The organism is Pristimantibacillus sp. Z349TD_6, assembly GCF_056173205.1.
This window is the reverse complement of the sequence record NZ_CM149662.1, coordinates 6,047,769-6,067,709: the sequence shown is the minus strand read 5'-3', so window position 1 is coordinate 6,067,709 and position 19,941 is coordinate 6,047,769. Positions and strand designations below refer to the sequence as shown.

The following is a 19,941-nucleotide window of genomic DNA, read 5'->3' as shown; positions in this document are numbered from 1 at the left end:
CACATAACAAAGGCAAGGAAAGTGAGTGATAAATATGAACCAATCTACAACAGCAGCCAAGCAAAATACGAAACAAATTGCACCGCTTACGATTAAGGGACTAAGCGTTGCTTATCAGAAGAAGCCAGTGCTTCGGAACGTATCGTTTGAAGTAAGCGAGGGTGAGCTCGTCGGGGTAATCGGGCCCAATGGCGCAGGTAAGTCAACACTGATGAAGGCGGCTCTTGGCCTCATACCGAGTATTGGCGGAGAAGTGTTAGTATATGGCAAGCCTTATAAGCAGCAGCGGAAAATGATCGGATATGTCCCGCAGCGAGAATCGGTGGATTGGGATTTTCCAACGAATGCGCTTGATGTTGTACTTATGGGCCGTTATGGTCATTTAGGCTGGTTCCGCCGCCCAAGCGCGAAGGATAAGGCGATTGCGCTGGAGTGCCTGAACAAGGTTGGAATGGCCGATTATGCAGGCAGGCAAATCAGTCAGCTCTCTGGCGGACAGCAGCAGCGCGTGTTTCTAGCGCGTGCACTGGCGCAGGACGCGAAGCTGTACTTTATGGATGAACCATTTGCAGGCGTGGATGCAGCGACAGAGAAAGCCATTATCACATTGCTGCAGGAGCTGAAGCTGCAAGGGAAAACGGTCATCGTTGTCCATCATGATCTAGCGACTGTGCAAGATTATTTTGACTCGGTACTGCTTCTGAATGTAGAGCTTCAGGCATTCGGCAAAACAGAACAAACCTTTACGCAGGAGAAATTACAGCGTACTTACGGCGGCAGACTGGCGTTTCTTGATCGCAGCATGCAGTCTCCGTCACGTTTTGACGGAAAGGGTGAGTAATTCATGGATAAAATATGGTTGATGCTGACCGATCCGAATATGCAATGGATTTTTCTAGGCTGTACGCTGCTTGGCTTAAGCAGCGGTGTGATCGGCTGCTTCTCGTATCTTCGAAAACAAAGCTTAATGGGCGATACGTTAGCCCATGCGGCATTGCCGGGCATATGCATTGCATTCATGCTTACTGGCGTTAAATCGATTGGACTGTTTCTCATAGGAGCAGGCATATCTGGTCTTATCGCAACGTTCGGTATTGGATATATTACTCGAAACTCTAAGCTTAAACAGGATGCAGCGATGGGGATCGTCTTGTCAGGATTTTTTGGCCTAGGTATCGTACTGCTTACACTTATCCAGCATGGCAGCTATGGCAATCAAGCCGGATTGGATAAATTCCTGTTTGGGCAGGCGGCATCCATGATTGCATCTGATGTTATTACGATGACGGTCGTATGTGTGTCTCTTATTACGGTTTGCACGCTGCTCTTTAAACAGTTTAAAATTATTTCTTTTGATCCCGGGTTTGCTAGAGGCATCGGTTATCCCGTAGCCTTTCTTGAGCAGCTGCTTATGCTTCTAATCGTCGTTGCTGTAGTAGCGGGCATTCAAGCGGTAGGTGTCGTACTCGTAGCTGCGCTGCTTATAACACCGGCCGTATCGGCTAGATACTGGACGGATCGCCTTGGGCTTATGGTTGTATTATCAGGCATATTCGGTGCAGTTAGCGGTGCGGCAGGCACTTGGATTAGCGCATCGGTGTCTAACTTGCCAACGGGACCTGTTACGGTGCTGGCAGCAACCTTACTCTTCTGCATTTCCATTCTATTTGGTCCACAGCGCGGATTACTTGCAAAAAGACTGGTGCGCCAAAGAGTGAAGCAAAGCTATAATCGTGACTCCGAAATGCTGCTTGAGGGCAAAGTGAAGAAGGAGGCGGCATTATGAGCGACTTCTGGATCTTGCTTACAGGTGCACTAGTAGCAAGCTGCTGCGGTATTCTAGGTGTATTTCTCGTTTTGCGCAAAATGGCGATGATCGGCGATGCGATTAGCCACTCCGTCATGCCCGGTATCGTTATCGCGTTTCTGCTCAGCGGCTCACGCGATTCGCTGCTGATGATGTTCGCAGCACTATTATGCGGATTGCTGACGACCTTTCTTATTCAAATGTTTCAGCAAAGCGGCATTCAATCCGATGCTTCGATCGGCGTTGTCTTTACAGCATTATTCGCCATTGGCGTCGTTCTTGTAAGCTTGTATGCTCGTCAGGTGCATTTGGACCAGGATGCGATTTTGTACGGTGAGATTGCGTATGTACACTGGAATATTTGGGAGCTTGGCGGCGTAAATATGGGCCCGAAAGCCGTTTGGCTGCTCGGTACAACGCTGCTGATTATAACGTCAGTTATCGTTTTGTTCTATAAACAATTCAAGTTATGCGCGTTTGATCCCGCCCTAGCGGCTGCAATCGGCATACCTGTAGCTATCTTTCATTATTTGTTAATGGGTCTCGTATCGATGGCTACCGTCAGCTCCTTTGAAAGCGTAGGAGCGATACTCGTTGTAGGACTGCTGATTATCCCGGCATCTACCGCTTATTTACTGACAGATCGGCTCGGCCTGATGATCGTTTTGAGTGTAGCAGCCGGCGTAGCTAGTACATTCATCGGGTATGGTGCAGCTGTTTTATTGGATGCTTCAATTGCTGGCTGTATGGTCTGCGCAGCTGCATTATTGTTCGTTATCGCATTTTTGTTCTCGCCCTCACATGGCATTGTAATCAAGAAACTGCGTCTAAGAAAGTTAGCATAATAATTGCGAAAAGCATCCTTAATGGATGCTTTTTTCATATTTATTTCAAAAAAAGGTGTATAACTGCAACTTATATCCAAAAAGAAACGTAATGTAATTGGTACATATTAGGAGGAAACTGAAGAGGAGAGAAAATTGAACATGAAAGTGTTGTCAAAATTCGTCATACCGCTAGTAGTTTTTACATTATTGGTAACCGGTTGCAGCTTTGGGGGCAAAAACGAACAAAAAGAAAATGAACAGTCAACGCTGAAAATTATGTATTACGATGAAGGTTCTTTCTTTCAGGAGTATGGCATGGTGTTCTCGGCATTATATCCAAATATCGAAATTCAAGTCGTAGAAAATAGGAAAATGTATCAAAGTGAAAACAAGGATATGGATGCTGCTCTCGAAAAGTTTATTACGGAGGAGCAGCCAGATATTTTGATGCTTGATACCGATCAATACAAAAAGCTGGCACTCGATGGCAAGCTTTATGATCTTGATCCGGTTATGGAGAAGGAAAAGTATAATACAGAGGGCTTGATTCCCGGCATGCTTGATTATTTGAGAGAAAATGGCGGCGGACAGGTTTTTGGCATGACGCCAAGCTTCTATAGTCAAGTTATGTTCTACAACAAGGATTTGTTTGAGAAATACCAAATCGAGCCGCCAACCAATCGCATGAGCTGGGACCAGACGATACAATTGGCACGCCGCTTCCCTACGGATGGCGACAAAAAGGAACGGATTTACGGGCTGAAAATGGGCTACAGCGAAGATTTATTTGAAATGGCAAGCATTCTTGCTAATTCAGAAAACGTTAATTATGTGAATGCTTCGCAAAAACAAATGACGATAAACACAGATTCATGGAAAAATGCATTTAAGCAAGCAATTGACGCATTGGATTCGAACGCGCTTTATTTTGATAGCATGCGTAATCAAGGTGGCGACGAAGCGATGGCGCAAACCTATGAGGACTATTTGTTAAGCGATCCCTTCATAGCGGGCCGATTGGCGATGACGATGGGCGATATTAATTTCATCAATCAAATTAAGCAAGCGGCTGAGAATGAGAAAGTAAAAGATAAGATCGTGAAAAACTGGGATATTGTAACGGTTCCGGTTGGACAACAAAATCCGGATCAATCAAGCATGATGTCTTTCAACAATATTTTCTCTATTCGCTCGGAATCGCCGAGTAAGGACGCTGCGTGGAAATTCCTTAGCTATGTAACGAGTGAGGACTTTGCAAGAGTAAAGTCAAAGTCGAACAATTATAATGGATTGCCTGTCCGCACTAAATATATTACGGATACAGAAGGGCATAATTTTGCAGCATTTTATGATTTGAAGCCAAGTACATTTAATAGCTATAAAGATTTTGACAAGCTGCCACAAAGCTTCTGGGGAGAATTTAGAGGCGCAGCCAGCCAAGAGCTTGAAAAAGTGAAGAAAAAAGAACAGGAACTCGATGCGGCGCTTGACATTTTGCAGGTGAAAGGCCAAGAAATGCTGTTGAAGGAAGATCCTGTACCTACTGAAGGTGCTGAAGGAGCTGGAACTTCGGAAAGCAGCGGATCTGTTACGACAATTGAAACAACGGAGTAAGTTAAAAGATGGGGAGCATGCTTACGCAAATTAGCGGAGGCTGCTCCTTTTTTCTGAGCAAGTATGATGAATTCGTGTTTTTTAGAGTGACTTTCATTTGGAATCTGTCGTAAATGTGCTAAAATAATTTACTAGTTAGGTACAACAACGATACGGCATTTACGAGGAGGCACAATATTGGGAGATTATAAATTGCTTGCGCTTGATATGGACGGAACATTGCTAAATGAACAGAGTGAAATTAGTACGGAAAATGCAGAATGGATTCAAAAAGCACTTGATGCTGGAGTTATTGTCAGCTTCTCAACGGGAAGAGGTTTTCGCAGTGCATTGCCTTACGCTGAGCAATTGAAGCTGGAAACACCTATGATCACAGTAAACGGCAGTGAGATCTGGCATCGTCCGCATGTGCTTCATAAACGTACTCATCTAAGCCACGTTTACGTGCAAAGGCTGCATGAGCTTGCTCTCGCACATGGCGAGCCGTGGTTCTGGGCGTATACAGCTGATGAAATTTACAATAAAGAGAAATGGATTACGCCTGCTGATGATTATGCATCACATCACTGGTTGAAATTCGGCTATTACACAGAGGATGACAGCATCAGGGAGAAGCTGCTCGCTGAAGTACAAAGCTGGGGAGCGCTTGAGATTACGAATTCATCTCCATTTAATTTGGAGCTTAATCCGCTCGGCGTTTCAAAGGCAAGCGCTCTTCAAGAGCTTTGCGGCTTGCTTAACATCGAGATGTCGCAAGTCATTGCTGTAGGCGATAGCTTGAACGATATTGCGGCGATTCGCGAAGCTGGCTTAGGCGTAGCGATGGGCAATGCGCAGGAAACGGTCAAGGAAGCTGCAGACTTCATTACTTTTACGAATAATGAGCATGGAGTTGCAGAAGTGATTAGACGTTACCTTCTGAAGGGATGAGAAACGTATGGATATTTTAGGCTGGACATTAGTTATTCTATTATTTGTAGTAGGGATGGCAGGAGCTATTTATCCGATTCTTCCGGGAGCTCTTGCCATTTATGGCGCATTTTTTGTTTATGGCTTATTTTTCTCGTTTAGTGAATTTGGTTTTTGGTTCTGGTTCATTCAGACGGTAACTTTAATCGTGCTGTTTGTCGCCGATTATGCGGTTAGCGCCTGGGGCGTCAAACGATTTGGAGGCTCGCGAGCCTCAGTGATCGGCAGTACAATTGGTCTTATCTTTGGTCCTTTCGTTATTCCAGCACTTGGTCTTATTATCGGTCCTTTTGTTGGTGCCGTCATTGGTGAGATGATTATCGGAACACGTTTTGACAAATCGCTCAAGGTTGGTTTAGGTTCAGTTGTAGGATTGTTTTCAAGCGTAGTCGTGAAGGTAATTTTGCAGCTGGCGATGATCGTGGTGTTTGTCCTATGGCTCGTCTTTTAATGAAATGAATAAAAGGTGGATAGCTCAATGATTAAAGTAACCGTATGGAATGAGTTTTTGCATGAGAAGATTCATGAGGAAGTCAAAAATGTATATCCAGATGGCATTCATCAAGCTTTAGCCAAAGGGATCGCAAGTGGAGATATCGAAGTAGCGACAGCAACGCTTGAAGAGCCGGAGCATGGCCTTACAGAAGTGCGTCTAGCCAATACGGATGTTCTAATATGGTGGGGACATATGGGGCATGACCAGGTGGATGACGCTATTGTAGATCGTGTTCAACAGCGCGTACTCGCAGGAATGGGCTTAATCGTGCTGCACTCGGGTCACTTCTCAAAAATTTTCAAGAAGCTGATGGGCACAGGTTGTGATCTCAAATGGCGTGAAGTGGGCGAGAAGGAAAGAATTTGGGTCGTAAATCCAGCGCATCCAATAGCAGCTGGCTTGCCGGAATACATTACGCTGGAGCATGAGGAAATGTATGGTGAGCATTTTGATATCCCAGCGCCGGATGAGCTTGTTTTTGTGAGCTGGTTTGAAGGCGGCGAGGTGTTCCGCAGCGGCTGTACCTTTAACCGCGGCCAAGGCAAAATCTTTTACTTCCGTCCGGGGCATGAGACTTATCCAACTTACTATAACCCGCAAGTGCTGCAAGTGATTCAAAATGGTGTGCGTTGGGCTTCTCCATCTCATGCAGCAGTGCCCGTACGCGGCAATCATCAGCCGCTGGAGCCCATTGGAAATAAAGGATAGGGAGACTTTGACAGACCATTATGCTAAAAAAAGACTCATTAATTAAAGGCACAATTATACTGGCTGCCGCAGCGCTGGTCGTCCGGTTTCTCGGCTTGTTCCAGCGGATTCCGCTCGAATACATGCTGGGAGCTGCCGGACAGGCGGCATTCAACTCAGCGAATACGATTTACTTATTACTGCTAACGATTGCGACGGGCGGCATACCGCTATCGATTAGTCGAATGATTTCACAGCGCTATGCGCTTGGCCGGCCCGATGAAGCCAAACGAATTTATCGAGCGGCATTAATGTTTGGAGCAGTGACAGGAATATTGCTTGCCACTGCGATGTTTGTTTTTGCACCAGCTTATGAACGGTTCTCGAAGGTGCCGGATGCAGCTTTATCGCTGCAAGCTATAGCGCCTGCGCTGCTGCTATTTCCTATTATTGCAATGATGCGAGGTTACTTCCAAGGCCGGCAGATCATGTCCGCAGGCGGTATTTCTCAAATCATGGAACAAATTTTGCGGCTCATCGGTGGAATTGGACTAGCCCTGATCGTTCTCGGCTGGGGCTGGGGAGATAAGTACGGCGCTGCAGCTATTGCGTTTGGTTCTGTGCTCGGAAGTATTGGTGCATTTTCGGTTATGATGTGGTTTTGGCGTAAGCTGAAAAAACAAGATCAATCGGAGCATGCCAAATCTGCTATAAATGTGAAGGATAAGTCGGTAAAGACAAGCTCCAACCTGCCTTATCGGACCATTTATAAAGAAATATTCGGCACTTCCATTCCTGCTGTCGTAACGGCGATGACGGTACAGCTTTTGTACTTTTTTGATATAACGATATTTATGCGATTGACGGAATCCTTTTATAATGAAAATTCAGCAACAAAAGCGTTGGCGGATTACTCCACGAAGGCGATGGGGATAGCAGGCATACCTCCGATTCTTGCGATTGCGCTCGGCGCTTCGATTATTCCGATCATTTCCTCGGCATTTGCCTTGAATAATATGAAGGAAGTACAGCGTCAATCCTCGCTCGTCATGCGGATTGTGTTGTTTACAGGCGTACCGGTTGCGCTGCTGCTGGCAGTAGCCTCTTATTCTGTAACTGGACTGCTATTTACGACTCCAAGCGGAAGCGGGACGGTAGCGATGCTTACAGCCGGAGCGATCTTCCAAATTACAATGATGATTTCGAATTCGATCCTATACGGACTCAACAAACCTAAGCTGCCGATGAACCATACGTTTATTGGTTTGGCGCTTAAAGTGGTGTTCAGTCTGGCGCTTGCTCCTTTGCTTGGCGTCTATGGATTTATTATTGGATCTACGATTTGTTTCGTTGTCATTACGTATTTGAACTTAAGAAGCATTAACAAGGACGTTAACTTGAACGTGCTAGGCGGCAAATGGATTGCCTATTTGATCGCAATTGCTGTACCTGCCCTTGCAGGCTGGGGAGCTGAGTACGGGGTGCTGGCTATTACGGGTGCATGGGCAGATAAGCTTTCCTATTTCTTGGCAGCTGCTGTTGCATCTGTTGTTGTAGGCTCACTTTATCTGATATTGCTCGCTGCGCTTCGCGTTATCACTCCAGAGGATGTGCGCTCGTTCCCGGGGCCGCTCCGCAAAATACTCGGGATTGTTTTAAAGCCATTTTACAAAAAAGCGGTATAATCATAAGTTTTCATGGAAGAAAGGACACAGCCCTTATAGGGGGATGTGTCCTTTTTTTCGTTAGAGCTCCCTTGCTGCTTCGAAAACTTTGAAAAACTTAAGCATTCATTAAGCTATTGTTAAGAAATAGCAGAGAGAATTAGTAAGTTTTTTCCTCTAGACTATTTATGAATAGGATATGGATACATATTAGGGATATGCGGAGAGGGAGAGAAACGAAAGATGAAAGCATGGTCGAGGTTTGTTTTATCAGTCGTTGTTTTGGCATTAGTGGCAACTGGCTGCAGCTTTGGAGGTGACAATAAGGACAGTAATAAAATGAAGCAGTCGTCACTGAAGGTCATGTATTACGATGAAGGCATGTTCTTTCAAGATTATGGTATGGTGTTCTCGGCATTATATCCGAATGTTGAAATTGAAGTCATTAGCAATCAGTCGATGTACAGTGAAGAAAATACAGACTACGATACTGCGTTTAACAAATTTATAGAAGAAAAACAGCCTGATATTTTAATGCTGGATGGAGAGAGGTACCAAAAGCTGTCACAAGAAGGCAAGCTTTATGATCTCGATGCTGTTATGGAAAAGGAAAAGTACGAAACCGAGGGATTGATTCCCGGTATGCTTGACTATTTGAAAGAGCAGGGCGGCGGCAAAGTATACGGTTTAGCGCCTAGCTTCTACAGCCAGGTTATTTACTACAACAAGGATTTATTTGAAAAATACAAAATTGAGCTTCCGCGAAGCCGAATGAGCTGGAATGAAACGATACAATTGGCGAGGCGTTTCCCTACGGACGGTGATAGGAAGGAACGGGTATACGGTTTAAAGATGGGATATCGCGAGGAGCTGTTTGATTTGGCCATCATGCTTGCAGAGTCTGAAAAAGTTAGCTATGTGAATGCTGGGCAAAAGCAAATGACCATACATACGGATTCGTGGAAAAATGTATTTCAGCAGGCGCTGGATGCAGTAGAATCAAACGCGCTTTATTTTGAAAGTATGAGCAGCCAAGAGGGAGCGATGTCACAGTCCTATGAGGACTACCTGTTATCAGATCCTTTCCTGTCCGGTCGTTTGGCGATGACGATTCAAGACGTTGGTTACACGAACCAAATCAAGCAGGCAAGCGATTATCCAAGCCTAAAAAATAAGATCGTAAAAAATTGGGACATTGTGACAGCTCCAATCGGACAGCAAAGTCCAGATGAATCGAATCTGATGTCATTTAATAATTTGTTTGCAATTCGAGCAGACTCTCCAAACAAGGAGGTCGCATGGGATTTTCTCAAGTATGTGACAAGCGATGATTATGCAAGAGTAAAATCCAAGTCGAACAACTACAATGGTTTGCCGGTTCGCACCAAATATATTACGGATGTTGAAGGACATAATTATGCTGCATTCTATGAGTTAAAGCCAAGTCCTTTTAATGGCTACAAAAATTTTAACAAGCTGCCTGACAACTTCTATGAGGAATTCACAAAGGCGGTTAAGGAAGAGATGAAAAAGGTGAAGGAAGACACACAGGATCTAAACTCGGCACTTAGTATTTTGCAGGTTAAAGGCCAAGAAATGCTTAAAGAAGATCCAGCACGGGCGGATGGCTCAGCTGCAGGTGAAAGCAGCGAAGCATCGTCCAAAACGGAGTAAGGAATCAATTATAAAGGGGAGCTTGCTTGCGCCATCAAGCGAAGTCTGCTCCTTTTTTTATTTGCGGCGCCACTCTCTAACATACATAAATGAACCAATGGATACAGATCATGTTATATTTAATGAGTAGCACACCGCAGGAGGGAGTACAGAGACATGAATAGAGAAACGATACTAATGGTAGATGATGAGAAGGAAATACTAAGCCTAATGGAAATTTATTTTAAAAATGAAGGATTTACGATGCTAAAGGCATCCAATGGGCTTGAAGCGCTGGAGAAGCTTAATACGCATAAGGTGGATCTTATTATACTTGATGTGATGATGCCTGTTATGGACGGGCTTGAAGCGTGCATGAAAATTCGGGAGCAAAACCATATTCCAATTATTATGCTGTCCGCAAAATCGCAGGATATTGATAAAATATCGGGTCTTAGCCTCGGGGCGGACGAATATGTGACGAAGCCATTCAGCCCGCTGGTACTGCTTGCCAGCGTCAAATCGCATATCCGCAGAGCAAAGCAATTTCATTCGAAAGCGAGTCATAATGATAATGAAATCATCATCGATGATCTCATTATAAATACAGCTACGCACACGGTAACCGTTGATCGGCAGGAAATTAAACTAACGCCTCGTGAATTTTCTATTCTTAACCTGCTGGCTGTCAATCGCGGTATTGTCCTCAGTATGGACAAAATATATGAGAACGCATGGAACGAGCCTTTTATGGAATCCAAAAACACCGTTATGGTTCACATCCGTAAAATTCGAGAGAAAATTGAGAAGGACGCCCAAAATCCGAGATTTATCAAAACCGTTTGGGGAATAGGCTATAAAATGGATGCGCTATAGGCATCGTGTAAACCACGTCTTCCACCTGCCTATTTAGATGCAAACCTCGCAAATGAAGGTGCTGAAATGATGAAGAAAAAGAACAAATTCAACTTAAAGGCAGCTGCAGCAAGTTTAGGAGCAGCGGTGCTGTTTGCTGTGATTGGCTGGATGCTGCTGTGGTTTATGTTAGATATAAACCCATACGACAAGACAATCAAATGGGCAATTGAGAACATCGGATCAACGCCAATCGCAGCTGCTGCGGGTTTATTGATCTTTGTAATTTGCTACAGGAAGCTTGACCAGCGTGGGGCGAGTGATAATCCGAAAGGCTATAAGTTTTTCCGTACCATTCGTTTATCCTTTATCATTGCTTTCTTGCAAAGCTTAGGTCTTATGTTATGCTGCGTCATTGCAGGGCATTTGCTTGCCTATTTTCTTATACAATACACATCGTATAATCGTACATTAATTTGGATCGTAAACAATATCGGTTCTGCCCCTGTCATTGCTATTTTTGGATGTCTGCTTTTTCTAGCTTTATTTTTCTGGACAAGCAGGAACATGATTAACTATTTGAAGGAAATACGATTTGGCCTGCAGCAGCTGGGCGCTGGGGAGCTTGATTATGTTATTCCTGTCAAAGCGTCGGATGAGCTTGGAGAAATTGCAAGCAGCATAAATGGATTAGGCAAGCAGTTCAATCAGCTGCTGCAGGATGAGCGAAATGCCGAGAAATCAAAAAATGATTTAATTACGGGTGTATCTCATGATCTGCGCACACCGCTTACGTCCATTTTAGGATTCCTTGAACTGATCGATCAGGATCGTTATCAGGATGAGGTAGAGCTTCGATATTTCGTTAACATCGCCTATGAGAAATCGAAGCATCTGAAACGATTGATCGATGATCTGTTTGAATACACAAAGCTAAACAACGGCATGCCGCTGGAGCTTGATGAACTAGACATTGTCGGCTTCGCACTTCAGCTTACGGAGGAGTTCGTTCCAAGCCTAGAGAAGGCCAAGATGACCTGCAATATTCAAACAAAGGAAAACACATTGTTCATTATGGCGGACGGGAATATGCTGGCGCGCGCCTTCGATAATTTAATGACGAACGCCATGCAATATGGCAGCACAGGCAAAATTATCGATTTGCAGATCGAGAATATAGAAGATCGAGCTGTCATTCGAGTTATTAATTACGGCGAGCAAATTCCGGCACAAGATGTTCCTTTTATTTTTGACCGCTTCTACCGTGTTGACCGATCACGATCTTCTGAATCGGGGTCTGGAGGAACGGGCCTTGGACTCGCGATTACCAAAAGTATTATCGAAGCGCAAAATGGACGAATATCGGTTAGCAGTTCCACTAAGGAAACGATATTCGAGATGAGCTTCCCGTTGGCGCATCTTGAAACTTAAGATTTCTTTAAGCATATGTTAAGCGGCTATAAACGCAGTCGATAAGATTTCTCCTCTACACTATCCATTAGTTGGGTAGTTGAGGGGGAAATCATAATGGATCAAAAGAAAAAAGCAGCGCTAGCAATCGTCATTGCTGTCGCTATGATGGTTGGATGGCTGCTGACAGGATGTTCAAATGAGAACAAGGTAAACAGCGTTCAATTGATAGTAAATGGTACAAAGCTAGAGGGCGAGGCGCCTGCTATGATTCAAAACGACCGCTTGATGGTATCGGCGCAATATTTGGAGCAAGCGTTTGACGAGCAGTTTGATTTATTCAGTATGTCTTCCAGTAAAAAGAGTGTTTATTATTCAGAGCAGGTCGCCGTCCTTATGTATCATGATATCGCAATAAAACCTCAGTCTGATGGCATTATTGCTGTGGAGCGATTTAAAAAACAAATGCAGCTTGTGAAGCAAAACGGCTTTCAAGTTATTACTATTGAACAATATATTAACTTCATGCAAGGAAAAGGCCATGTGCCGGACAATGCGCTGTTGATTACATTTGATGACGGCTATGAAAGCTTTTATAAGCTTGCTTATCCGATTCTGAAGGAATACGGTTATCCTGCTGTCAACTTTGTAATCGTCTCGACGATCGATGACCGTACGAAGCCGGGAACGCCAAAGCTGACTTGGGATCAGATGAGGGAAATGCAGCAAGCGGGAATGAGCTTTATGAGCCACACTTTTGATATGCATCGTTATGGAGCAGTGAACGAACACGGTAATGAAGCGCCTGTCATGTCCAAGCTTAATTATGATAAACAAAAGAAAAAGATGGAAACAAAGGCGGAGTACGTTGAACGGTTGAAAAAAGATTTGCTTAGGGCTGAGGATCGGCTGAAGAGTGAACTCAGCAATAAGGTGAGTGCGCTTGCGTTTCCATATGGTGCTTATAGTGAAGCTGTTTTGGAGCTGACCAAAGCGGTAGGTATACCTATTACGTTTACGACGAAAGAAGGCATTAACGCTAAGCTTCATCACAATGGCTTCCGAATCAATGGGGCAAGAGCAGGTGAAACCGAAGAAGAGCTTATCCGTAAGTTGAAGGGCGATCATTCTGCTAAGCTGCTTATAGACGAGAAAGAGGTTCCTGACATCCATTTCTCCGAGAAATCTGGTACTGAGGTGCAAATGATTGCGTTGCGAGACATTGCAACTTATTATGATTGGAAAATCAATTGGCGTCGTGATACAAAGCAAGTGGAAATCCAAACAAAACAGTCGTAATGGCTGCTTGTAAAAGGCTTGAAAATTCGACAAAACTAGTGCTTTCCATACATTTACAACAAATAGAGTCTCCTGTACAATGAGTAGAGTTTGTGAATAACAATAACCTGCTTATTGATGTTCGATAACAAAGGAGACGAGTGAATGAAATCATTTTTTGCAAGACCAAGCAAGTTATTGATTCTTTTATTAGCTTTAACACTTATTTTCGTTGCCGGTTGTCAAGCGGTTTCCAATCTTGATTTTAATACGGCGCTCAAAAACTCGCTTAAAGTTACCTCAAGTGAAAGCAAGCAATCGCTAGAATTTAAGCTCTTGCTAGATGAGGAAGCCTATGAAGGTGCTCCTGAAGAAGAACTTGCCATTATGAAGCTGGTTTCCAATATGAAGCTTCAACTGGATCATGTTAAAGCGCAGGACAGCTCAAATATCTCCATGGATGGAAGCCTCGTTTTTGGAGAAACGGCAAGCATTAAATTCTCATTGAAAATGTCTGACAAACTTGCTGTGATGGAGCTTGAGGGAGCGAAGCATCCTTTTGTGCTTGATCTGACGAGCGAGGGTTTGCTTGGTTTGACTGGGGTATCAGATTTGACGGGCTTGCCAGCGGGAGCAGCATCTGCTGAAGCTCCGGCAGTTGATGAAGCGGCGCTAACTGCGCTTGGCCACCAGATGCTGGATACCATTGGCTCGTATGTTATACATAACCTGCCAAATCCAGAACGAATTGAAGTGAAGCCAGTAAATGAATCCATTAATGGTTCACCGACTTCATTGATGAAAGTGCATGTTGACCTCGATGGTCCTGAAATTTGGGCATGGGTGAAAAAATATGTTGATGCACTTGTTGCTGATCGTGCTGGTTTAGACAAGATGATAACAGGCGTGTTTGAGATTCTTCAGAGCAATCCAAATGTGTGGGCAGCTGCAGGTACGATTAACCCGTTTGAAGGCAGCGGATTAGATGCCGAGGATCCTAAGGAAGCGATCAAGGAAGCAACGGACGCTATCGCTCTTCTCTTAACGGAGCTGCAGGGCGAGCTGAAGCTGCTTGAGGAAGAGCCGGATGAAACATTAGACGAAATTTTCAGCAAGGACTTAACCATCAAAGCAGATGTTTATTTCGATAATAAGCTAGATATTCGGAAACAAGCCTATGAGCTTTCTTATGTTCCAGCTGTGGACCTAGAATATGGTATTTTGCCGGTTAAAGGGCTGACAATCAAGGTTGAGAGCGAAACTTGGAATGTAAACGGCGCTGTAAAGGCAGATGCGCCTGTAGCATCCAAGACGGATATTTCTTTAGATAAGCTTCTTGGCATGCAAGGTTATCAAGTTTTGAAGCAATTTGATGAAAAATCATTTGCTTATGATTTATTGAAAAATAAATTGCATATCGGCAAGCAGAACATCACATGGTATCCTTCTGATTATTATAATCCAGTGATTTTGACTGCCGACAATATTACAATTATTCCTCTCCGCGATACGGTTGAGCAGTTGGGTGCTACTCTGACGTATGACGCAAAAACGAAAAGCTTAAAAGTTAATGATGGAGCTACAAATACGACCATTGTTTTAAAAAATGGCAGCGATACAGCCGTCGTTAACGGTAAAAATGTAAAATGGGCGTTCCCGGTAACCGTTATTAACGGTACGACTTATGTTCCAGCGCGTAATTTGGCTGCAGCATTAAAAGCAAAGATTGGCTGGATCGACATGGGCGATGACATGAGAATATTTACGCTGGATCGGGAAGTATAAGCAGCATAAGATCAAGTTAAATACAACGATGTGCAGAGGTGCGAGATGAAAAAGTTAACGACAGATGAGGCTTTCCGCGAAGCAGTGGCAAGCGAAGGGCTCACGATTGCAGTATTTAAGACGACTTGGTGCAAGGATTGCCATTTTATCGATCCGTTTATGCCGGATTTAGAACGTCATTATGAAGGCAAGGTTACTTTCATCGAGCTGGATCGCGACGATCTACCTGATCTTTGCTCCGAACTGAACATACTGGGCATACCGAGCTTTATCGCTTTCCGTGAAAGCAAGGAGCTAGTTAGATTCGTTAGCAAGCTGCGCAAATCACGCGAGGAAATCGAGGAATTCGTCGATCGTGCCATCCAAGTCAGCGACGCGCTGGCTCAAAAGTAATCGTTAGTCCGCGCCTTAGAGAATTCATTCTCTCAGCGCGGGCTTTCCTTTTTTTCAGTGCTTCTACTTGAAGTGTCACATTTTCAACATGGCTTTTGCCTTTTTTTATGGCTATAATTGAACTGTTATTAAAACATGAAATAAGGTGATTTTATTATGGTAACCGGGCGTTTTCGCGCGTTAGCTCTCGCTGCGTGCATCGGAATGCTTCTTGTACTGCTCGGCGGAGCATTAGTGACGAATACGGATTCTGGACGAGGCTGCGGTGATGACTGGCCTTTGTGTCATGGCAAATTTATTCCTGCTTATACAATTGAATCCATGATTGAATATTCACATCGGCTTGTGACAGGCTTTGAAGGTCTTCTTGTTCTCGCTACTGCCGTTGCAATGTTCCGTAAATTTAGGCAAAACCGAAACAGCTACAAAGAGCCATTTTTTTATGCTGGCGGTGCATTGTTATTCACAATCATCCAAGCGTTAATGGGGGCAGCCGCCGTCATGTGGCCTCAATCGCCACCTATTATGGCCATACATTTTGGTATTTCATTAATCGCTTTTGCAGCAACACTGTTGTTAGTCATTTGGACGTTTAGAGCGAAAGACGGACCGCCAGTGGAGTTTAAAGTACCGCGTTCTATTTTCCCTCGCGTCCTGCTTACGGCTATCTTTTGTTACGTTGTTGTATATTTGGGAGCATTCATTCGGCATACGGAGTCTGGCGGCGGATGTCTGGGCTGGCCGCTTTGTAACGGTGAAGTGATTCCAGAGATTAGCGGAGCAACAGGAGCGGTATTTATCCACCGTGTGGCTGCTTTGCTGCTTGGTATCAGCCTTGCAGGATTGTATCTCCATATTCGTAAGGTCAGCCATGGCGGAGCTGGTTTAACGAAGCCTGCTGCGTGGACGCTCGGACTTGTCATTACTCAAATTTTCAGCGGCGCGCTTTTGACAGCTACGATTACAAACTCAGAGTGGTTTCTGTTCACCAATTTATTGCACAATCTGATTGTAACCGGATTGTTTGGATTATTAATGGACATATTAATTCGTTCATGGCGCCTCAGAGAAGGGCGCAAAGGATAGTAAAAGCATTTGAAATGATCAAAGTCAGCAATAGGCATGTTAATGTAGAAGGGACTGTTCGATGATGCTGCGTTTCCTGTTTGATGAACCCTTAAGAAAAGCGGAAGGAACCCTTGCAGAAACGTATCGTTTCATGGATCAGTTCATCTCCATTTTGTCCAAAAAAATGGCTGAGAGCGGAGCTGACGTTCAAAAGCTGCGCAAATATGAGATTTGGACGCTTGGACTTCGTTCTTCTTTGGACGAGCTAGAGCAAAGCCATTATGTCGCCCTTCATTTTCAACATAAAATTACTTCCTCATCTCTCAAACAAATGACAGATGAGGAACGTATCCATTATAATCGTTATATCTACTTTGATAAAAACGCTTTTATCCGTGTATTTTCTTTGCTGGATAAGCTTGGTACGTTCCTTAATGAACTTCTCGATATGAGAACGGAGCGGATAAAGCCGCATTTTTCCTATTTCACCGTTTTGCGCAACATGCGGGAGAAGAAAGCTCATCCAGGGCTTACTTGGAAGCTGAATGATGTGAAGGAGAAATACAAGGAATCAACAACAAGGATGCGCAAGCGCAGAAACACCGAGATTCATTTTATGAACTCGGAGATGCAGGATGATCTTATTCAAAGCAGCCGTATGTACGGTGAAGAGATCAAGCTGGAAAATGTAGCAGAGCAATCCGCTGATTTGACGCAGGGTCTATATTTAGCGATGGAATCGCTGCTGCTCACGTATCAATACGCATGCGGATTGATGCGAAACAAGCAACCATAATCCCGAGGGGGGAAAACTCGTGGGACTCAAAGGGAAAACAGCATTAGTAACAGGCAGCGCTAAGGGACTCGGCAAACGAACGGCGCTCCAGCTTGCTGAGCAAGGCTGCAATGTTGTCATTAACTACTACGAGAGCGAGCTTGAAGCACAGCAGGTAAAGGCACAGATCGAGCAGCTTGGTGTAAAGGCAATTACCGTGCAAGCTGATATTGCTACGACTGAGGGCGTTGAGCGGCTTGCTGACGAGGCTGAGCGTTCATTTGGCGGCGTAGATATACTGGTCAACAACGCAGGCCCATTTGTCCGCAAGCGGCGTCTATTCAGCGAATATGATGAAGAGACTATTATTAGACTGCTCCACGGCAATTTGTTAGGCGTTATGCTGCTGGATCATCGCCTGCTGCCTGGCATGCGAGAGCGCAAATGGGGACGTATCGTTCACTTTGGCTTCGGACATGCAGGAGAAGCGCGGGCTTGGCCGCATCGAGCGGTATATGCCGCTGCGAAGACAGGACTTGTCTCGTTTACGAAGTCGTTAGCAGTCGAAGAAGCACCGCATGGCATTACCGTTAATTTAATTGGGCCTGGAGATATCCGGGGCGTCAACAAGGAACGATCTATTGCTGAGGTTGAGGAAGACTACGATAAAGAATCGCCGATCGGACGTCCAGGTACTGGCGAGGATGTAGCGCGTGTGGTGCTGTTTCTATGTGACCGGCAATCGAATTTCTTAACGGGCAATGTAATTGATGTCACGGGCGGCTTTGATCCAATCGTCGCCAATATTAAAGGGATGTTCTGATCTTATAGGATTTTAAAAAAAAGAGTCTTATCGTTAAGCTTCGGAGCTTGCTCCTATGCTGTCGATAAGACTCTTCATCATTTGTCATGCCTAGAGCAATCATGATTCGTTCTTATATTTTTAGAATACTTGAACGACTTCGATTACACCTTCAACTTCTTCAAGAAGTGCGCGTTCGATACCCGCTTTAAGCGTGATCGTCGAGCTTGGGCAGCTTCCGCATGCACCCATTAGGCGAAGCTTGATGATGCCGCCTTCAACATCGACTAGTTCAACATCGCCGCCGTCGCGCTGCAAAAACGGACGAAGCTTATCGAGTACGTCCAATACTTCATCGTACATCGTGTCTTGTACTTGTTCACTCATTGCAATCATCTCCTTTCTCCCCTATTATAGTACAAAGTGAAGCAATTGAAAATGGATAGTAACTTAGTAAAGTTAGGTGAGGCCTCATGTTTAAAACAATGATTGAGTTTTGTGCCAGTAATATGCACCACGGCACTGATCGTATAATGCAATTATTTGAGCAAAATGATGAATACGAAGTAACCGAATATGGCTGCTTAGGCAACTGCGGCGAATGTTATTTAAACCCATTTGCGTTAGTTGAGGGTGCAATCGTATCCGCAGACTCGGTAGACGAGCTGCACGACAATATTTTGAAAGCCATTGAGCAGCAAAAGGCAGATCAAGATGCGCTGGATAAGCTGCTCGATGATTTGTAATACGTTGTACTAGCCTAGGTGACGTTTAGATCTCCAAAGCACTCCACTCTTAACAAGGCGTGGCACACGGCCCATAATAGCGGTTCCGCCCATCAAGCCGAAGCCGCTTTTTTTGCCGAGTGAACCGAGAACGCCTTTTAGCTTGATTTTGCCAAGACGAGGTGTCTTATCATGCCAGATAGCCTGCAGTACCTCGGCAATTTGCTTGCCTTGGGCACCTGCGGCTTGACCGCTTGGCGACAGCGGCAGTGCTGCGCAGTCACCAACGATAAATACATCGGTATGATCGGGCAATTGATGGTATTCATTAATGATAAGTCTGCCTTGATTATCCTTCGGCAATTCCATTCGCTGCACGAGCGGTACAGGCTGGATGCCTGCTGTCCATACCGTTACATCTGTATAAATAGGTGTTGAAGAATTGCCATCATGCAAAATGCCGCCTTCGACTTTTGTAAGTCCGACATGGCCGCGCATTTCAACATGATGCTCTCCGAACCACTCCGCTACAAAGGATTGCAGCTTGCTCGGGAAAGCCGAAAGCACCTTAGGCCCGCGATCCAAAATACGAATGTTAAGATCAGGACGACTCTCGCGCAGTTCCGCTGCAACCTCGACACCGCTTAGCCCGCCGCCTACAATGGACACTTGGCCATAAGGTTTAACGTCATTGAGATGAGCGTAGGTTTGTCTAGCGGCTGAGAAGGTCTGAATGCTCGTAGAATACTGCTCAGCGCCTTCAATCCCATGATATTTGTCCGTACAACCTAGGCCAATAACAAGCCATTCATACTCCATCGATTCTTGACCTTCGATATGAACAAGCTTCAGCTCCATATCCACATCGGAGACCTCGCCGTAAGCGAGTGAAATTCTTGGATCAACCGGAAACTTTACGCGAAGCTCCAGGTCTGAGACGGTTCCAGCAGCAAGCGCGTAATATTCCGTTTTTAAGCCTTGAAAAGGCATTCGGTCAATCAGTACGATGGAAACATCGATCGGCAACTGTTTTTCTAAGAGCTCGTTAGCTATGGCAAGACCGCCATAACCTCCGCCCAAAATAATAAGTTTTCTCATATGATTTCCAACTCCACGTTTCTTGATGATGGTCT

Annotated in this window: 20 protein-coding genes; 18 read left to right on the top strand and 2 right to left on the bottom strand. The window is 44.7% G+C overall.

Features of this window, described 5'->3' with window-relative positions:
* Positions 1 to 34 precede the first annotated feature (34 nt).
* The 17 genes from AC0VYE_RS26420 (at position 35) to AC0VYE_RS26340 (ending at position 18,104) form a co-directional block, all read left to right on the top strand.
* Positions 35 to 841, top strand: coding sequence for a metal ABC transporter ATP-binding protein (locus AC0VYE_RS26420; RefSeq protein ID WP_076267510.1), 807 nt, complete (start codon positions 35 to 37; stop codon positions 839 to 841).
* Between the two features lie 3 nt (positions 842 to 844).
* Complete coding sequence (locus AC0VYE_RS26415; RefSeq protein WP_076267511.1) at positions 845 to 1,786, top strand: metal ABC transporter permease; 942 nt, start codon at positions 845 to 847, stop codon at positions 1,784 to 1,786.
* Positions 1,783 to 2,652: a metal ABC transporter permease gene (locus AC0VYE_RS26410; protein ID WP_076267512.1), complete on the top strand. Its 870-nt coding sequence runs from the start codon at positions 1,783 to 1,785 to the stop codon at positions 2,650 to 2,652. Before AC0VYE_RS26415 ends, AC0VYE_RS26410 begins: the two co-directional genes overlap by 4 nt.
* Positions 2,653 to 2,793: 141 nt before the next feature.
* Complete coding sequence (locus tag AC0VYE_RS26405) at positions 2,794 to 4,248, top strand: ABC transporter substrate-binding protein (RefSeq protein ID WP_076267513.1); 1,455 nt, start codon at positions 2,794 to 2,796, stop codon at positions 4,246 to 4,248.
* A gap of 177 nt (positions 4,249 to 4,425) precedes the next feature.
* Positions 4,426 to 5,178, top strand: a complete 753-nt coding sequence (locus AC0VYE_RS26400) for a Cof-type HAD-IIB family hydrolase (protein ID WP_339204476.1) — start codon at positions 4,426 to 4,428, stop codon at positions 5,176 to 5,178.
* Between the two features lie 7 nt (positions 5,179 to 5,185).
* On the top strand, positions 5,186 to 5,668 hold the full coding sequence (locus AC0VYE_RS26395) for a DUF456 domain-containing protein (protein ID WP_076267515.1): 483 nt from the start codon (positions 5,186 to 5,188) through the stop codon (positions 5,666 to 5,668).
* A gap of 27 nt (positions 5,669 to 5,695) precedes the next feature.
* A complete protein-coding gene (locus AC0VYE_RS26390) occupies positions 5,696 to 6,421 on the top strand; it encodes a ThuA domain-containing protein (RefSeq protein ID WP_475443501.1) in 726 nt (241 codons plus the stop codon).
* A 20-nt stretch (positions 6,422 to 6,441) separates the two neighbouring features.
* Positions 6,442 to 8,085 carry a putative polysaccharide biosynthesis protein gene (locus AC0VYE_RS26385; RefSeq protein WP_076267517.1) on the top strand — a complete coding sequence of 548 codons (1,644 nt, stop codon included), beginning with the start codon at positions 6,442 to 6,444 and terminating at the stop codon, positions 8,083 to 8,085.
* Between the two features lie 222 nt (positions 8,086 to 8,307).
* Entirely contained in the window at positions 8,308 to 9,738 is a 1,431-nt protein-coding gene (locus AC0VYE_RS26380) for an ABC transporter substrate-binding protein (protein ID WP_076267518.1), read from the top strand.
* 156 nt (positions 9,739 to 9,894) lie between these two features.
* A complete protein-coding gene (locus tag AC0VYE_RS26375) occupies positions 9,895 to 10,593 on the top strand; it encodes a response regulator transcription factor (RefSeq protein WP_076267519.1) in 699 nt (232 codons plus the stop codon).
* Positions 10,594 to 10,659: 66 nt separating this feature from the next.
* Entirely contained in the window at positions 10,660 to 12,003 is a 1,344-nt protein-coding gene (locus tag AC0VYE_RS26370) for a sensor histidine kinase (protein WP_256710850.1), read from the top strand.
* 96 nt (positions 12,004 to 12,099) lie between these two features.
* Entirely contained in the window at positions 12,100 to 13,281 is a 1,182-nt protein-coding gene (locus AC0VYE_RS26365) for a polysaccharide deacetylase family protein (RefSeq protein WP_475443498.1), read from the top strand.
* Positions 13,282 to 13,425: 144 nt separating this feature from the next.
* On the top strand, positions 13,426 to 15,045 hold the full coding sequence (locus tag AC0VYE_RS26360; protein ID WP_475443496.1) for a copper amine oxidase N-terminal domain-containing protein: 1,620 nt from the start codon (positions 13,426 to 13,428) through the stop codon (positions 15,043 to 15,045).
* 45 nt (positions 15,046 to 15,090) lie between these two features.
* Entirely contained in the window at positions 15,091 to 15,438 is a 348-nt protein-coding gene (locus tag AC0VYE_RS26355) for a thioredoxin family protein (RefSeq protein ID WP_339204466.1), read from the top strand.
* 156 nt (positions 15,439 to 15,594) lie between these two features.
* Positions 15,595 to 16,524, top strand: coding sequence for a COX15/CtaA family protein (locus AC0VYE_RS26350; RefSeq protein WP_475443493.1), 930 nt, complete (start codon positions 15,595 to 15,597; stop codon positions 16,522 to 16,524).
* Positions 16,525 to 16,585: 61 nt separating this feature from the next.
* Positions 16,586 to 17,302 (top strand): Cthe_2314 family HEPN domain-containing protein, encoded by a 717-nt coding sequence (locus AC0VYE_RS26345; protein WP_475443491.1) that lies wholly within the window; start codon positions 16,586 to 16,588, stop codon positions 17,300 to 17,302.
* Between the two features lie 19 nt (positions 17,303 to 17,321).
* Positions 17,322 to 18,104 carry an SDR family oxidoreductase gene (locus AC0VYE_RS26340; RefSeq protein WP_076267524.1) on the top strand — a complete coding sequence of 261 codons (783 nt, stop codon included), beginning with the start codon at positions 17,322 to 17,324 and terminating at the stop codon, positions 18,102 to 18,104.
* 120 nt (positions 18,105 to 18,224) lie between these two features.
* On the opposite strand, the gene AC0VYE_RS26335 is transcribed toward AC0VYE_RS26340, so the two are convergent.
* Positions 18,225 to 18,470 (bottom strand): NifU family protein, encoded by a 246-nt coding sequence (locus AC0VYE_RS26335; RefSeq protein WP_054026871.1) that lies wholly within the window; start codon positions 18,468 to 18,470, stop codon positions 18,225 to 18,227.
* 86 nt (positions 18,471 to 18,556) lie between these two features.
* Between AC0VYE_RS26335 and AC0VYE_RS26330 the strand changes: the two genes are divergently transcribed.
* Positions 18,557 to 18,829, top strand: coding sequence for a YuzB family protein (locus AC0VYE_RS26330; protein ID WP_076267525.1), 273 nt, complete (start codon positions 18,557 to 18,559; stop codon positions 18,827 to 18,829).
* Positions 18,830 to 18,838: 9 nt separating this feature from the next.
* Here the strand turns inward: AC0VYE_RS26330 and AC0VYE_RS26325 are convergent, their stop codons facing one another.
* On the bottom strand, positions 18,839 to 19,906 hold the full coding sequence (locus AC0VYE_RS26325; RefSeq protein WP_475443488.1) for an NAD(P)/FAD-dependent oxidoreductase: 1,068 nt from the start codon (positions 19,904 to 19,906) through the stop codon (positions 18,839 to 18,841).
* Between the last annotated feature and the right edge of the window lie 35 nt (positions 19,907 to 19,941).

Bases quoted from the DNA above. Each gene is read 5' to 3' on its own strand.
- AC0VYE_RS26405 (WP_076267513.1), top strand. From the start codon at position 2,794: ATGAAAGTGTTGTCAAAATTCGTCATACCGCTAGTAGTTTTTACATTA.
- AC0VYE_RS26350 (WP_475443493.1), top strand. From the start codon at position 15,595: ATGGTAACCGGGCGTTTTCGCGCGTTAGCTCTCGCTGCGTGCATCGGA.
- AC0VYE_RS26345 (WP_475443491.1), top strand. From the start codon at position 16,586: ATGATGCTGCGTTTCCTGTTTGATGAACCCTTAAGAAAAGCGGAAGGA.
- AC0VYE_RS26360 (WP_475443496.1), top strand. From the start codon at position 13,426: ATGAAATCATTTTTTGCAAGACCAAGCAAGTTATTGATTCTTTTATTA.
- AC0VYE_RS26335 (WP_054026871.1), bottom strand. From the start codon at position 18,470: ATGAGTGAACAAGTACAAGACACGATGTACGATGAAGTATTGGACGTA.
- AC0VYE_RS26395 (WP_076267515.1), top strand. From the start codon at position 5,186: ATGGATATTTTAGGCTGGACATTAGTTATTCTATTATTTGTAGTAGGG.
- AC0VYE_RS26330 (WP_076267525.1), top strand. From the start codon at position 18,557: ATGTTTAAAACAATGATTGAGTTTTGTGCCAGTAATATGCACCACGGC.
- AC0VYE_RS26365 (WP_475443498.1), top strand. From the start codon at position 12,100: ATGGATCAAAAGAAAAAAGCAGCGCTAGCAATCGTCATTGCTGTCGCT.
- AC0VYE_RS26380 (WP_076267518.1), top strand. From the start codon at position 8,308: ATGAAAGCATGGTCGAGGTTTGTTTTATCAGTCGTTGTTTTGGCATTA.
- AC0VYE_RS26375 (WP_076267519.1), top strand. From the start codon at position 9,895: ATGAATAGAGAAACGATACTAATGGTAGATGATGAGAAGGAAATACTA.
- AC0VYE_RS26385 (WP_076267517.1), top strand. From the start codon at position 6,442: ATGCTAAAAAAAGACTCATTAATTAAAGGCACAATTATACTGGCTGCC.
- AC0VYE_RS26410 (WP_076267512.1), top strand. From the start codon at position 1,783: ATGAGCGACTTCTGGATCTTGCTTACAGGTGCACTAGTAGCAAGCTGC.
- AC0VYE_RS26355 (WP_339204466.1), top strand. From the start codon at position 15,091: ATGAAAAAGTTAACGACAGATGAGGCTTTCCGCGAAGCAGTGGCAAGC.
- AC0VYE_RS26325 (WP_475443488.1), bottom strand. From the start codon at position 19,906: ATGAGAAAACTTATTATTTTGGGCGGAGGTTATGGCGGTCTTGCCATA.
- AC0VYE_RS26370 (WP_256710850.1), top strand. From the start codon at position 10,660: ATGATGAAGAAAAAGAACAAATTCAACTTAAAGGCAGCTGCAGCAAGT.
- AC0VYE_RS26415 (WP_076267511.1), top strand. From the start codon at position 845: ATGGATAAAATATGGTTGATGCTGACCGATCCGAATATGCAATGGATT.
- AC0VYE_RS26420 (WP_076267510.1), top strand. From the start codon at position 35: ATGAACCAATCTACAACAGCAGCCAAGCAAAATACGAAACAAATTGCA.
- AC0VYE_RS26390 (WP_475443501.1), top strand. From the start codon at position 5,696: ATGATTAAAGTAACCGTATGGAATGAGTTTTTGCATGAGAAGATTCAT.